The 14959-nt window shown below is 69.5% G+C and carries 10 protein-coding genes; 5 read left to right on the forward strand and 5 right to left on the reverse strand.

What is annotated here, in order from left to right; genetic code table 11:
- The first annotated feature begins 79 nt into the window (after nt 1–79).
- The gene (locus tag FNV62_RS03135) at nt 80–658 is read left to right on the forward strand and encodes a TetR/AcrR family transcriptional regulator (RefSeq protein WP_097282383.1); all 579 of its coding nucleotides are present in this window, start codon (nt 80–82) and stop codon (nt 656–658) included.
- Between the two features lie 866 nt (nt 659–1524).
- On the opposite strand, the gene FNV62_RS57470 is transcribed toward FNV62_RS03135, so the two are convergent.
- The 4 genes from FNV62_RS57470 to FNV62_RS03155 form a co-directional block, all read right to left on the reverse strand.
- Nucleotides 1525–2739 (reverse strand): PucR family transcriptional regulator, encoded by a 1215-nt coding sequence (locus FNV62_RS57470; protein WP_143599829.1) that lies wholly within the window; start codon nt 2737–2739, stop codon nt 1525–1527.
- A 209-nt stretch (nt 2740–2948) separates the two neighbouring features.
- Nucleotides 2949–5774 carry an AAA family ATPase gene (locus tag FNV62_RS03145; protein WP_225900116.1) on the reverse strand — a complete coding sequence of 942 codons (2826 nt, stop codon included), beginning with the start codon at nt 5772–5774 and terminating at the stop codon, nt 2949–2951.
- Nucleotides 5775–7316: 1542 nt separating this feature from the next.
- On the reverse strand, nt 7317–7685 hold the full coding sequence (locus FNV62_RS03150) for a hypothetical protein (RefSeq protein ID WP_225900117.1): 369 nt from the start codon (nt 7683–7685) through the stop codon (nt 7317–7319).
- Nucleotides 7686–7860: 175 nt separating this feature from the next.
- Nucleotides 7861–8127, reverse strand: coding sequence for a hypothetical protein (locus FNV62_RS03155; RefSeq protein ID WP_143599831.1), 267 nt, complete (start codon nt 8125–8127; stop codon nt 7861–7863).
- A 224-nt stretch (nt 8128–8351) separates the two neighbouring features.
- Here FNV62_RS03155 and FNV62_RS03160 point away from each other — a divergent pair, with 224 nt between their 5' ends.
- The 4 genes from FNV62_RS03160 to FNV62_RS03175 all read left to right on the forward strand — a co-directional run bounded on the left by FNV62_RS03160 (nt 8352) and on the right by FNV62_RS03175 (nt 13461).
- Nucleotides 8352–8822 (forward strand): DUF1003 domain-containing protein, encoded by a 471-nt coding sequence (locus tag FNV62_RS03160; protein ID WP_143599832.1) that lies wholly within the window; start codon nt 8352–8354, stop codon nt 8820–8822.
- Nucleotides 8823–8987: 165 nt separating this feature from the next.
- Nucleotides 8988–9296: a WhiB family transcriptional regulator gene (locus FNV62_RS03165; protein WP_143599833.1), complete on the forward strand. Its 309-nt coding sequence runs from the start codon at nt 8988–8990 to the stop codon at nt 9294–9296.
- A gap of 29 nt (nt 9297–9325) precedes the next feature.
- Entirely contained in the window at nt 9326–12013 is a 2688-nt protein-coding gene (locus tag FNV62_RS03170; protein ID WP_143599834.1) for an MGH1-like glycoside hydrolase domain-containing protein, read from the forward strand.
- Complete coding sequence (locus tag FNV62_RS03175; protein ID WP_143599835.1) at nt 12010–13461, forward strand: alpha-amylase family glycosyl hydrolase; 1452 nt, start codon at nt 12010–12012, stop codon at nt 13459–13461. The genes FNV62_RS03170 and FNV62_RS03175 overlap by 4 nt, the downstream gene beginning before the upstream one ends.
- A 44-nt stretch (nt 13462–13505) precedes the next feature.
- On the opposite strand, the gene FNV62_RS03180 is transcribed toward FNV62_RS03175, so the two are convergent.
- On the reverse strand, nt 13506–14906 hold the full coding sequence (locus tag FNV62_RS03180) for an NAD(P)/FAD-dependent oxidoreductase (RefSeq protein WP_144314623.1): 1401 nt from the start codon (nt 14904–14906) through the stop codon (nt 13506–13508).
- Nucleotides 14907–14959: the final 53 nt, after the last annotated feature.

Consider the following 14959-nt stretch of genomic DNA (forward strand, 5'->3'; position numbering starts at 1 on the left):
CTCCCCGAAGTGATGGGACTCTTGTCCCATCACCATAGCAGGGTGACGGGACAAGAGTCCCGTCACGTACGATGGCCCCATGGGTCGATGGGAACCAGGCGCACGCGAACGCCTCGTCATGGCCGCCGTCGACCTGTTCACCGAGCAGGGATACGACGCCACGACGGTCGCGCAGATCGCCGAGCGCGCAGGAGTCACCAAAAGCACCTTCTTCCGGCACTTCCCCGACAAGCGCGAGCTACTGGTGGCCGGACAGGAGACGTTGAGCCGGCTGCTGGCCGAGGGGATCGCCGAGGCGCCCCGTGATGCCAGCCCGCTCGAGGCGGTCGCTGCCGGTCTTGAGCGCGCCTCGAGCGCGATGGGCCCCATGAATCGCGAGCTCGCCCCTCGTCTGAAGGCGGCCGTCGCCGCCAGCGCCGAACTTCAAGAGCGTGACGCCCTCAAGAGCGTCAGCCTCGCCGCCGCGATGACAGCCGCGCTGGTCGCCCGCGGCGTACCCGATCCGACCGCGGCTCTCGCGGGCGAGCTGGGCGTCCTCGCGTTCAAACGGGGGTACGCCGAATGGTCCGAGGGCGACCGCGACGCCAAGGACGGCCTCGCCGAGTACACCCTGGCGGCCCTGGACGAACTGCGTGCGGCGAGCGCATCGCTGGGCTGACCGGACAAACCTCTCCCGTCGTTCACAGAACTGCGGTCACAGCCGCTTTCCAGAGTCATCATCAGTTTCCGGAGCCGGGTGGTCTCGTCGCGGTGCTCCTGCTGCGACAGCTGGACGCACACCAACGCTTCCCATGCAGCGACAGGGGCGAGGACGATCCAGCGGGTGAGGTCGGTTCGCGGTAGGTAGGGCATGGCGTCGAAGTCGGCGAGCAGCACCTGGCACAGGTGGTTCGTTGCCGAGGCGTCTCCGCGCCGGCCGAGGATGAAGACCGCGTGGCCGTCGAGGGTGGGCCGCTGCGTCCCAGGAAGCCGCGTCCGGGGAACGCCCGCCCCGGCATCGCCCGCGGTGACCGGGCAGTCGGCACCGCCCGCAACACCGAGCAGATCCAGGCCGTCGCGCAGACGGCCGAGGAGCACTGCGGTGGCGTCGACGTGGCTGGTCGACTACGCCGGTATCGGCTACTGCGCCGCAGTCGAAGTGCCGCTGCAGGGCCGGTACGCCAGTCGTACGGCGCCGAGCAGGGTCAGCATGATCGGCCGGGGCCGCCTCGCGGCTGGACCGTTGGATCCGACAGCCGCGGCTTCGACGGCGGCGAGCTCATCAACGGCACACCTCGGGGCGTCGCCGCGCTTTCAGGCCGGCTCTACCGCGGCCCGGCGCGGTGGCTGTGGCCCCCTGAGGAACTCAGCGGGCCCACCGGCTCCCTTGCGTCTCGTCGAGGAACCCCGTGAAGTACACGAACAAGCCGAGCAGGGCGATGAGGAGACAGTCCGTCAGCGGCTTTTCTCGGCATCGCCGAACGCGCAGTTCACTAACGCCGCGGCAAGGATGCAGGGGCAACTCGCCCCATGGCACCGTTCGGCTCAATTGTCCGCCGTATCCGCGGTGCCGGTCGAGAACGGGGGCCTCGGCATCTGCCGCACGGCGCACAGCGCGAGGGAGAGTTCGGTGATGCCGCGGGGATCGGTGAGGGAGCGGCCCGTACGCTCGGCGATGCGGCGCAGCCGCATGCGCACCGTGTTGGGATGAACGTACAGACGCTTGGCGGCCTCCTCGGCCGATCCACCGCAGTCGAACCAGGCGTCCAGCGTGTCCAACAGCAACTCACAATCGCCGGCCGGCAGGGCCTCGATCGGACCGAGGACGGTGGTGGCGACGCGGGCCATGACATCGGGTGCGCCGGCTGACGCGACCGCAACCGGGGAGTCGTCGAAGACGGTCACGGCGCCGCTCTCCGCGTCGCCGCCGCGCATGGCGACCTTGGCGAAGCGCAGGGCTTCCCCCGTGCGGCACAGGTCGTCGTAGGAGGGACTCACCCCCACCCGCTGCTTCGCGTGCTGCCGCAACACCTCGGCGAGATCGTTCAGGTCCCGCGGGGTACGCAGGTACACGATGCCCATCTGCATATCGGGGCGCAGCCGCCAGGCGGACCGAATTCCGCGCCGACTCAGGAGGGCCGCAGCCTCCGGCAGGGCCTGCCGACCGATGTGCGGTACCTCTGCGGCGACCACGGTGAACGGGCCTTTGCGCGGCACGCCCAGGACCTCCGCCGCGGACCACGCGGCGTCGGCGTCCATGCTCCTGCCTTCCAGTAGCGCCTCCACCAGCGCCGAACGCTCATGCTCATGGGCGACGAGCCGCTCGGCCACCGCGTCGTGGTATCCAGAGACCATGGCCTCGGTGATGCCGTCCTGGAGCACCCACATCGCCGAGGCCGCCGCGACCAGCATGTCGCTCCCCACCTCGGGGTGTGTGGTGGCTTCGGCGAGCACTGCCTCCCAGAAGTACTTCACGCCGATGCGGTAGGCCGTCATCACGGCGGGAAGCGGCACATTCTGCAGTGCGCGGCGGCGGCCGATACGGGCCGCGGCCTCGGTGTCCACGGGTACCTGTCCGGTCAGCGCCCGGAGTGCGTTGCCGAGGTGGGTCCGGCAAGCCTCCTCCAGCTCTTCCGCGGGCACCACGTCGTAGTTGTACTCGCGGGAGCCGGCGCGGATCCGCGCCGCCATCTCCTTCGCCAACTGCCCGACCCGTTCGAGCAACACGGTCGCCAGGGCGTTGATCTCCTTCTCGACCAATGTCTTCTCCGGCTCACCGATCAGGAGTCTTTCCTTCAGAGTACCGCCGGAGCGTCGGTTCGCACCGGGTCCGAGTCACCTGACACCGCCGCGGGCCGGCGACGACCGGAAGCCGTCGGGCCGGTCGGCGGGGCCTCGCCGCTTGGGACCGACTCGTCATGCTGGAACGATGAGTAGACGGACCAACTGGTCATGCGGTTCGGCAATGTTCAGTCGTGCGTGGCAGAACGGGGTTGGTCCTCGCCGGATGCCATCGCCTCCAGAGCGGCGCGAAGCGCGGCGCGTGAGGTGATACCGAGCTTGGGATACAGCCGGTGCAGATGGGAGCCGACCGTGCGGTGGGACAGGAACAGCCGCTCGCCGATCTGCTTGTTGGTCAGGCCGATGGCCGCCAGCTCGGCGATCTGCCGTTCCTGCACGGTCAACGCGGCTGTCGATGCGTCCGCCCCGGTGGTGGTGGCGACGCCAGTGGCGCGTAGCTCGTTGCGGGCCCGCTGGGCCATGGCTTTCGCGCCGATCCGGTCGAAGGTTTCGAGGGCGGCACTCAGGTACAGGCGGCCGCGGGGGTTGCGGGTGCGGCGCAGCCACTGCCCGTAGGCGAGCTGGATGCGCGCGTGTTCCCACGGCCACCGGGCCGCCTGGGGCAGGGACAGGGCCGCCTCGAACAGGGGACCGGCTTCGTTCTCGTCGGCAGCCACCGCCGCGGCCCCGGCGGTGATCATCGCGATGCGAGGGGAGATGCGGTGGATGCCTGCCCGTTGCGCGGCGGCGAGGTGGGCGCGGGCCTCGTCGACGCGGCCGGTGCGAACCGCCGTCTCGACCAGGTCCAGGACCACCCAACGGCCGGGAATGCCGAGGCTCGGTGCGCCGGGTGGGTCGTTCCTGGCCACCTGGACGTGGGCCTCCTCGTAGTCGCCTTGGCCCATGGCCGCGAGGCGGCGAGCGGCTCGGGCGTAGGCCTCCGTCACCTCGATGCCGCGGGGCGCCGCCCAGGTCGTGGTCTCCTCGCTGCGGGTGCGGGCGAGGTCTACATCGCCGCGGAGCGCCGCACCGGCTGCCAGTAGCGTCCGAATCTGTCGTTCCCAGAAGTGGTAGCCGTAGACAGTTGCCAGGTCTAGCCCCTCCTGTGCCAGACTCTCGGCCTCGTCCCACTGTCCGTGGACGTAGGAGTCGTGGCAGAGCAGCATAAAAGCGGGAATGACCATGGCGATCGCGCCGCCGTCGCGTTCCCGTTCGATCATGCGAGAGACCAGGTACCTGTAGTCGGACAGGGTGTCCATCGCGACCGCCGCGAAGGCCAGGGGGATCAGCTGCCAGGGTGCCGCGTCGGCAGGCAGTGCCGCGAAGGCGTCGGCGAGGCCCTTCCGCAACGTATCGGGGGCGCGAGTGGGGTCGACGTACGCGTCGTGGCACAGCCTGAACGGTGATACTGCGGCCGGTTCGAACCGGGCCATTGCGGTCTTGAGAAGCTGCCACGGCTCGGGGCGGAGGGCATAGAGGCTGACGAGCAGCAGCGCGTACAGGATGCCGTAGTGGTCCCAGTTGTCGTTCTTGGCGGTGTCGGTGTTGGCGTCGAGCGCCTGGGTCAGGAGCCGGTAGGCGGCATCGACATCGCCCTCATCGTTCGTGAGGAGGTGGGCGGTGGCGGCGAGGAGCAGCCCGGTCGGCGTGTCGAGTGCCTGACCGGCATCGGCCAACAGCCGTGGAACGTCTTCGAGTTGACCGGTGAAGGTCGCGAGGTAGGCGGCCTCGACCAGTCGGCGGGACCGGTCGCCCGGATGCGGGCTGAGTTCACCGGCCCGCATGAGCGCGGCCACCGCGGCGGACGCGGCGCCGCACCGCAGGTCGGAGACGGCCGCCTCGTCCGACGCCCGGGCCGCGTCGCCGGACACCGGGCCGCGGCGCCAGGCGGACAGGGCCGCTTCGTCCAGCGCCCGGGCCACCGCCTCGTCCGGTTCCGTCGCTGCCTCGCCCAGATGCCACGCCCGGCGATCAGGGAAGTCGGCCAGGGCCACGGCCAGGGAGTGGTGCGCGCTCCGGCGTTCACTGGGGGATGCCAGGTGCACGATCGCGGCGCGGATCAACGGATGGCGAAACGACATGTGGCCGACGGCCGCATCGACATCTACCAGGTTCGCCTGCTGTGCCAGGGCGAGGTCGTCGACGCCCGCGGAATTCTGCGTGGCCTTCCGAATCGTGGCCAGGTCGGCGGCGGCGTACAGCGCGGCCACGAGCAGCACCGTTCGGGTTGGCGCAGGCAGCCTTTCGACGGCAGAGGCGAAGACCACTTCCAGCCGCCCGGAGAGAGGCAGGAGCGCGGGCAGCGGATCCCGTCCTGACCGCTGTCGGCTGTTCAACGCCGCCGGCAGCTCCCGCAGCGCGAGCGGGTTGCCCGCGGCCTCGGCCAGCAATCGCCGCCGTACCGTCGGCGTGAGTCCGGGCCAGCGGGCGTCCAGCAGCTCGGCCGCCGGCTGCGCAGCCAGCGGCCCGATCTCGCGTACGGGCAGTCGGAGCTGGCGCCAGAGGCCCTCGGTTCCCGTTCGGGCGGCGGCAAGGAAGACCACCGGATCGTCGCTGATCCTGCGGACGACGAACCCCAGCGCGATGGCGCTGGCGCGGTCGATCCACGGCATGTCGTCGGCGATCATCAGCAGCGGACGCTCTACGGTCACCTCGCCGAGCAGCGCGAGTACCGCCGTCGAGGCGGCCAGCGGGTCCGGCGACAGTCCCGGGGCGAGACCGAAGATCCGGTCGAGGACGTCACGATGGTGGCCGGCGAGCCGGTCGGCATGCCGGCGCAACGGCCAGAGCATCTGGTGCAGCGCCGAGAAGTTCATCTCGGCCTCGAACTCCACGCCGGAGGCGCGCAGTACCCGCAGTCCGACGTCTGCGGCCCGTACCGCGGCGGCATCCAGCAGCGCCGTCTTTCCCACCCCCGGGGCGCCACGCAGCAGCAGGCTGGTGCCGCCCCGATCGTGTCCGGCAAACAGCGAGTTCATCAGTTCCAGCTCGGCCGTGCGCCCAGCCAGGTCCACTCCAGGCCGTGAGTTCGCAGAGTCCCCGCCATCAAATTGGTTGCCGGAAAAAGTAGGATGGATTGACAAGAAAGAGCACCTTTTATGATTTATTCTATCTGCGACGATCAAGGCCCGGCTCGTAGTCGGTCCTCGGCCCGGCCACCAGGCTCAGCGACGCCGCCCCTCGCTGACGCCGAGCCCATGCGCTGACAACGATGTCTCCGGTGTTGAGCCATGGCGGAGCAAGGTTCACGTTCACTTCCTCTCGCAGCGACCACGGATGGGCGTAGCCCTGCAACACGCGCACCCCACAGCAGGTAGAACCGCCCCCACGAGGGCGTACGTCCGCTGCACATCGACAACAAGATCATCGCGGATTGAGGAGCGGTGGTCGATGTTCGCGGCCACAGCAATCGGCTCCGACGGCAGTGACTGGCCACATGGTCGCCACGAGGCATCCGACCGGGGATCGTGGGCATCTCCGCCAGACGCCAATGAAATGCGCCAGCGGAGGCCGAATCGGCTCCCCCTGACGCTCAGCGTCAGCAGCGGCTTCAGGAACCTCCTGGCCCCGCGGCGTCACGCGACGGTGCCTTGCCCCCACATGAGCTGATCACGAGCGCTCGCCGGGCGGCGCCAAGCGTTCCGATCGCGCGCAGACGCCTTGCAGGCCAACAGAATTCGGCCGTATCACGGCCAGGAACAAGGCCACCGCGATCTGGGACATCCCGACCGGCGTGGTGCTGAGCGGGGACGGGATCCGCTTTCCCTGATACGGGGATCGGGCCACTTGGCGGCCGTAGCGCCGGATGCGGTGACGCAGCCGATCCGCGCGGAGGCCCGGCGCGCGGATACCCGTTCGCCCTAGCGCCTCTCGTCGCGCGCATCAACCCACCGGTCGGCGCCGCGGCCCCCGAACCGGCCGCGGGGCATCGGGTGCGCTGGGCATGGCCGATCCGGATCTCGCCAGGCAACCGACGCTTGACGCGGTGATGGTGTTCCCCTGTGCCTGGCCGGTCCTGCGCGTGTATCGGGTCAGCTCCTGGGTCACGGCCTCATGCGCGTTGCGACGACGCGCTCGCAGGCATCGCCAATGATCGACGCGGCGGCTGGGCATGTTCTTGAACGGTCCGTAAGGTCGCGTCAGCGCCTCGCCGAGACACCGCTTCTCCCCCGGCGTGTTCTTGCGTTCAGTTGCCCGGAGGTCGTCGGCCCGGGGCCGGCGAGGGCGCGGGTGATCTTCGTTGTCGCCCACACAGATGTCGCGCCCGCCGCGTCGGCAAGTTACTGACGGCGATCCCATTGCGCTGACCGACAGAGCTCGACTTCATGGTGATGGCGGACCGGCCCGGGGCCAGGCTCCCGGCTCGCCGGCTGCGAGTGCTCGATGCCCTCCGCATTCTGGCGCGCCACCACCGAGTCACCGTCGGGACTGTCGCGAAGCGATCGGGCCAGGGGCGACAGCTCGCCGCGTCAACCGGCCAACAGGAAGCGGGTTGTGGGCACTGTCCCACGACCCGCTGCTCCGGCCGTTCAGCCGCTCGCACCCGCAGGAACCGACTACTTCGCCGCGTCGGCCGCTTCGTCCGCCTCCGCCCGTGCCAGAACCGCGTCGAGCGTGGCGTACTCGGCCTCCGCGATGGCCGCGATCGCGAAGTCTATGGTGGCGGCGGCGTACTCCTCGGCGTCGTCGGCGGCGCTCTGCAGACGCTTCACATCACGCTCCGCCTTACGCTCCTCCAGCTTCTCGCGGACCGAGTCCACATGGTCCTGCCAGGAAGTCTGTACCTGGTTCCAGGTTCCGGCGACGTTCGCCTTCGCCCGTTGCCCGTTCACCTGCAGCCTTTGCGCGCCCTGCTCGGCCTTGTCCTTTGCGTCGGCCACCGCGGCGGACAGCTTCTGGCGGTCCTCCGCGACACTTGCCGCCACGGTCCGCTGCGCTTCCTGGGCCTTCCGCGAGAGCTCGTCGAGGGCCGACCTGGCCGTCCGAGGTGGCGCCAGGCGCCTGGTTCTTCTGCGGCGTCGGGTCTGACATGGTGCATCCCTTCCTTGACGGATGTGCGCCGTGCGATGACAGGACGTGCTGAGGTGCATACCGGGGGAATCAGTGGGACCAGGCGGGTCGCCTCCCCCGCCATGTCAGCGAGCCGAACGCCCCGGCCAAGGACTGAGCGACGAGGAGAAGACACCCGGCTACCGGGCCGATGCGGTCACTGTTGAAGGCACTCATGATCTTGATACCGGCAGCGATGAGGGCACAGACGGCGAACGTCGCCACGGTGACACCGGGCCACGCCGACACGACGACTCCGACGACGACCGGCAACCCTCGCGAGATCAGAGGGGCCGCAGTCGACTTGGCCCTGCTCATACCCTTCTCCCCTCCGAGCGTGTCCGCTCCCGCGGAGTGGCGCGGAAGCGGCGCTGCCGTGACTCTGCCGCAGGGCCGGCTCGGCCCGCTTGGGTCAGTCGACTCAATGAACGACGTATGGACAGGCGTTCGGCCTTGCCCGCAGTCGATCGACCCAAGGGAGGCACCTGCCCCGCGCGTACGCTGGCGACCGTCTCTCGTGAACAGCCGATCAAGGAGTGGCCATGGCCCCTGGCAACAATGGGTTCGACATACGTCTTCCGCACGAACAGGCCGTTCTCGCACGGATGCGCGGGACCCAGGACCGGATCGCGGACGCGATCACCACCTTCGCCGGAACGATGCAGTTCGTGTATATCCACGCGGCGTGGTTCACGGTCTGGATTGCCTTCAACGAGGGGCTGTTCGGCCACTCCTCGGTCTGGGACCCCTACCCTTTCGGACTGCTCACCATGATCGTCAGCCTTGAGGCGATCTTTCTGTCCACCTTCGTGATGGTGAGCCAGAACCGCCAGGCGATGCGCGAGAAGGTCCGCGCCGACCTGGACTTCGAGACCAATATCCGCTCCGAGGTGTGGTCGGCTCACATCGGACATGCCCTCGGAGTCGACCCCAAGCAGGTCGAACAGGAGGTGCAGACCCTCCTCGCGCAAAACCAGGCGAAGATGAGCGGAACTGAGCAGTCATCTCCATAGATGCGGTGAGACAGAAGCGTGGAGCCACAGCGTGGGTCGGCGCCCTCCCTCCCCCGCCCGCATCCCCCGTACCGTCCGCCAATGAGCCAATCGACTGAAGCCGTGACGCCCACCCAGCGGTGACGATGACCTGCACCGGATCGACCTGTCACCGGGAGTAGCGTCATGATCCAGCGACATCGCCCTTTTCTCGCCTACTGGGACTGGCAACAGCACGCACGCTGCCGGGGCATGGACAGCTCCGTCTTCTTCTCTCCGTCCGGCGAGCAGGGTGCCGAGAAGCAGGCGCGGGAGAAGAAGGCCCGGGCCGTCTGCGGGCGTTGTCCTGTGATCGAGGCCTGTGCCTGGACCGCGATGAGCGGTCCTGAACCGTACGGCGTCTGGGGAGGCATGTCCGAGGGGGAACGCAGACGGCTTCGGCAGGTCCACCCCCGCAGAATCATTGCGACCGAGTCCGGAAAGTCCGATTCTTGAGTGAAGGTGCTGTGTGGGGAGGGCATTCGATGGCAGCGAAAAACGGTGCGGCGGACCCCGAACGGCTGCGGCTGGCGGACGCCGACGCGGGCCGGGCGGCGTGGCGGCGCTGGGGGCCGTATCTGAGCGAGCGGCAGTGGGGCACGGTCCGCGAGGACTACAGCCCCGGCGGTGACGCCTGGTCGTACTTCACCCACGACCAGGCCCGCTCGCGGGCCTACCGCTGGGGCGAGGACGGCATCGCGGGCGTCAGCGACGACAAGCAGCGGCTGTGCTTCGCGCTCGCCCTGTGGAACGGCCGGGATCCGATCCTCAAGGAGCGGATGTTCGGCCTGACCAACGCCGAGGGCAATCACGGGGAGGACGTCAAGGAGTACTACTTCCATCTTGACTCGACGCCCACCCACTCGTACATGAAGTACCTGTACAAGTACCCGCAGGGCGCCTTCCCGTACGACGATCTCGTGACCGTCAACCGGTCCCGCGGGCGGCACGATCCCGAGTACGAACTCCTCGACACCGGCGTCTTCGACGAGGACCGCTACTTCGACGTGTTCGTCGAGTACGCCAAGGCGGGCCCCGAGGACCTGCTGATCGAGATCACCGCGCACAACCGCGGACCCGACGAGGCCACCCTCCATCTGCTGCCGACGCTGTGGTTCCGGCACACGTGGTCGTGGGCGGGCGGCACTGCCGTGCCCGGCCTTCGGCGCACCCCGGGCGCCGTCCGCGCCGTTCACGAAGAACTCGGCACGCGGTGGCTGTACTTCACCGGCGAGACGGAGACCCTGTTCACCGAGAACGACACCGACAACGAGCGCGTCTTCGGCAGTCCGAACACCACCCCGTACGTCAAGGATGGCATCGACCGGTACGTCGTCCACGGCGAGACCGGCGCCGTCAACCCGCAGCAGACCGGCACGAAGGCCGCCGTCCACCACGTCCTCACCGTGCCCGCCGACGACAGCGTCACCGTACGGCTGCGCCTGAGCGACACCGAACTCGCCGACCCATGGGCCGAGTTCCAGCAGGTGCTCGACACGCGGCGGACCGAGGCCGACGTGTTCTTCGAGGGCGTCGTCCCCGACGGTCTGACCGAGGACGAGCGGCGCATGGTGCGGCAGGCGCTCGCCGGAATGCTGTGGAGCAAGCAGTACTACTACCTCGACGTCGAACGCTGGCTCGCCGAGCACGGGGTCGACCCGCTGGCCGCCGACCCTCGTGTGCGCAACAGCTCCTGGTACCACATGGTCAACGACGAGGTCATCTCCATGCCCGACACCTGGGAGTATCCCTGGTTCGCGGCCTGGGACCTCGCCTTCCACGCCATCTCCCTGTCCATGGTCGACATCGGTTTCGCCAAGTCGCAGCTGGAGTTGCTGCTGCGGCGCCTGTATCTGCATCCCAACGGCCAGATCCCGGCGTACGAATGGAACTTCGGTGACGTCAACCCTCCGGTGCACGCCTGGGCCGTCCTCTTCGTCTACGAGCTGGAGAAACACCGCACGGGCCGCGGCGACCGCACCTTCCTGGAGAACGCCTTCCAGAAGCTGATGAAGAACTTCACCTGGTGGCTCAACCGCAAGGACGTCGACGGCAACAACGTCTTCCAGGGCGGCTTCCTCGGTCTCGACAACATCGGCGTCTTCGACCGGAGCGCCCCGCTGCCCACCGGCGGCCACCTCGACCAGGCCGACGGCACCGCGTGGATGGCCCTGTACTGCCAGAACCTCCTGGAGATCGCCCTCGAACTGGCTGACGACAACCGGGTTTACGTCGAGCACGCACAGACCCTGTTCGAGCACTTCGCCTGGATCACGGTCGCGATGAACCACATCGGCGACGACAACCAGAGCCTGTGGGACGAGGAGGACGGCTTCTTCTACGACGTCCTGCGTCTGCCCGACGGCGGCGCGACCCGGCTGAAGGTCCGCTCCCTGGTCGGGCTGATCCCGCTCGCCGCGACCAGCGTGATCGGCGGCTGGACGGACCGACGCTTCCCGGAACTGGTCCAGGGCGCACGGGAGTTCGTACGCGGGCACCCGGCCGTCGAAGCCCTTGTCTCCTCCCACCACGTCCTCGGGCCGGGCGCGGCGGGGCATCATCTGTTCGCCCTGTTCGACGAGGAGCGGCTGCGGCGCATCCTGTCCCGCATGCTCGACGAGGACGAGTTCCTCGGCCCGCACGGCATCCGCTCACTGTCGCGGTATCACGCCGCGCACCCGTACACCTTCGAGGTGCACGGCGAGCCGTACGGGGTCGGCTATCTGCCCGCCGAGTCGGACTCCGGCATGTTCGGGGGCAATTCCAACTGGCGTGGCCCGGTGTGGTTCCCGGTCAACCTCCTCCTCGTCCGCGCCCTGCTGAACCTGCACGCCTACCACGGCGACGACTTCACCGTGGAGTGCCCGACCGGCTCCGGCCGGCGGATGAACCTCTACGAGGTCGCGCGCGAGATCGCGGACCGGCTGACCGCCACCTTCCTGCGCGATGCCCAGGGCAGCCGCCCGGTGCACGGTGCCCAGCCGAAGTTCGCCAAGGACCCGCACTGGCGCGATCTGATCCTGTTCCACGAGTACTTCCACGGAGACACCGGCGCCGGCCTCGGCGCCTCCCACCAGACCGGCTGGACCGGTCTGGCCGCGGTCACCGCCACCCTGTTCCATCTCGTCGGCGACGGTGACTGGGGCGCCCTTAGGGAGGAACCCCTGTCATGACGGTGATATACGAGATCAACACCCTGGTCTGGCTTCGCGAGTTGGGCAACCGGTACGGACGCCCCGTCGCTTTGGGCAACGTGCCCGGCGAGGTCTGGGACGAGGTCGCACGGCCGGGTGTGGACACCGTATGGCTGATGGGTGTGTGGGAGCGCAGCCCGGCGGGACTTGGCATCGCGCTGCGGGACGACCGCCTGCTCGCCTCCTTCCGCGACGCCCTTCCCGACCTCACTCCGGCGGACATCGCCGGTTCCCCGTACTGCGTACGCGACTACGTCGTCGACGAGAGCCTCGGCGGCCGCGAGGGACTGACCGCGGCACGGGCCGAACTCGCAGCGCGGGGCGTACGCCTGATCCTGGACTACGTCCCCAATCACGTGGCCCCCGACCATCCTTGGCTCACCGAGCGCCCGGACTGTCTGGTCCGGGGCACGCCGGACGACCTGGCCCGCGCACCCGAGGCCTTCCTGGAGGCGGGCGGGCGGGTGTACGCGCGCGGCCGGGACCCGTACTTCCCGCCGTGGCCGGACGTCGTGCAGCTGAACGCCTTCAGCGACGACCTGCGGGCGGCGACGGTGGACACGCTGGCCGCGATCGGCGACCAGGCGGACGGAGTGCGCTGCGACATGGCGATGCTCCTCATGAACGACGTGTTCGCGAAGACATGGGGCGACCGGGCGGGCACCTCACCCGCCGAGGACTTCTGGCCGTACGTCATCCGCAGGGTCCGCGAGCGCCACCCCGATCTCCTCTTCGTCGCGGAGGCGTACTGGGACCTCGAATGGGACCTCCAGCAGCAGGGCTTCGACCACTGCTACGACAAGCGGCTCTACGACCGCCTGGTCCACGAGGGCGCCGGATCCGTCCGCGCCCACCTCGGCGCCGGCCTCGCCTACCAGCGTCGGCTCGTCCGCTTCCTGGAGAACCACGACGAGCCCCGGGCCGCCGCCGCCCTGCCCGACGGACGGGAACGCGCCGCGGCCGTGGCCGTGGCCACCCTGCCCGGCGCGACCCTCTGGCACGAGGGCCAGTTCGAAGGCCGCCGCGTACGCCCGCCCGTGTTCCTCTCTCGTCGGCCCCAAGAACCGGCCGACGCGTCCCTGCACGACTTCTACGACCGCCTGCTGACCGCCGCGGCCCCCGTCCGCGAGGGCGACTGGGAGCTGCTGACCTGCACGGGCTGGCCGGACAACGACACCCACCACAACCTGCTCGCCTGGTCCTGGACCGGCGGCCAGGGCCGGTACCTCGTCGTGATCAACTACTCCGACCGGCCCGCCGAGGGGCGGCTTCCACTGCCCTGGACCGACCTTCACGGGCAGTCATGCAAACTGACCGAACTGCTCGCCGGGAACGTCTACGAACGGGAGGGCGACGAACTGGTCGACCCGGGCCTGTTCGTCGCACTCGACGCCTGGCACTGGCACCTGCTCTCGCTGAGCGGGTAGGCGACGGGTGGCCCTTGCGGCCCGGCCGCCGGGGCCACCCCTCCTCATGACGCTCGTGGCGCCTGTCGCGTCCTCGCGGACTTCTCGGAGTCGGCGGCGGCGTGGACCTCATCAGTGGTCAGATAGGCGTCGGTGTGCTCCATCGCCCGGATCGTGCTCGGCTGTCCGGCGAGCAATCCGGTGCGGACGAAATCGTCCCCCGCCACCGCGTGCAGCATCCAGTTCGTGGCGACGCGGATCCTGGCCACGAGCGTGGGAAGCGCCAGCAGGTGGTAGCCGCGCGTCACCACCTGTGCCGGAAGGCCGCTGAGCGGGATGCCCAGCGGCCGGGCGACGGAACCCAGGCCGCCCAGGTCGACGACCAGGCCGAGATCGCGGTGTCGATACTGGCTCATACTCCGGCCGCGCAACCGCGCGGCGACGTTGTTGCCGGCCGTCCTGCCCTGCCGCAGGGCGTGCTGCGCGGTGGGCGGGCAGATCGCGTCCCCGCCGACGGCGAGGTCCGGTACCGCGGCGGCGTCGCCCAGGGCGAACACCTCGTCGTGGCCCGGCAGGGTCAGCTCCGCGGTGACCGCGAGCCTCCCCCGTACGGTCTTCGCCCCTGTCGACGCGACCAGCGGGCTTGCCACGACCCCCGCGGTCCACACCAGGGTGTGGGTGGGAAGTCGGCGACCATCGGTGAGTTCGACCCAACCGGGCCCGGCCGCTGCCACGCTCACACCGAGGGAGACCTCGATGCCGCGCCGTCGCAGCCGGGCCAGCGCCCTGTCACCCAGTCGGGGGCCCAGTTCCGGCATCAGCCGGGGCGAGACGTCGACCAAGTGCCACTCGATCGACTGCCGGATCAGCCCCGGGTAGCGGTAGGTCGCAGCGACGGTGAGTCGCTGGAGATGGGCGGCGGTCTCGGCGCCCGCGTATCCGCCGCCCACCACGACGAACCGCAGCCGCGCGTCCCGCTCCGCCGGGCACACGGCAGCGTCGGCAAGGTCGAGTTGGGCGATGACGTGGTCGCGCAGGGCCACGGCCTCCGCCAGGTTCTTCATGCCGTGGGCGATTTCCGGCACGCCGGGGATGTCGAACGAGCGCGTCACGCTCCCGCTGGCCAGCACCACGATGTCATATCCCTCGCGGACCTCCTGACCGGTGATCAACCGCACCACGCACTCCCGGGAGTCGAGATCGACACCCAGGGCGGCGCCAGGGACGATCCGGGTGCGCCGCAGCACCCTGCGCAGCGAGACGGCAATCGACTGCGGTGTCAGCACCCCGGCCGCCACCTGCGGCAGCAGCGGCAGGTACAACCCGTAGTCGAGCGGTGTCACCAGGACGATGTCCGCCTCGTCGGCCTTCAGTACCCGTTCCAGCCGACGGGCGCAGGCGACGCCCGCGAAGCCGCCGCCGACGATCAGGACACGGGGACGGGTCGGGTTGGTCGAACTGGTCATGAACTTCCTCCGAGCGGCTGAGCGGGCCGAGGGGCCGCGGGCCGCCATCGTGG

The organism is Streptomyces sp. RLB3-17, assembly GCF_007113425.2.
In the GTDB taxonomy this organism is placed as follows: Bacteria; Actinomycetota; Actinomycetes; order Streptomycetales; family Streptomycetaceae; genus Streptomyces; species Streptomyces mirabilis_D.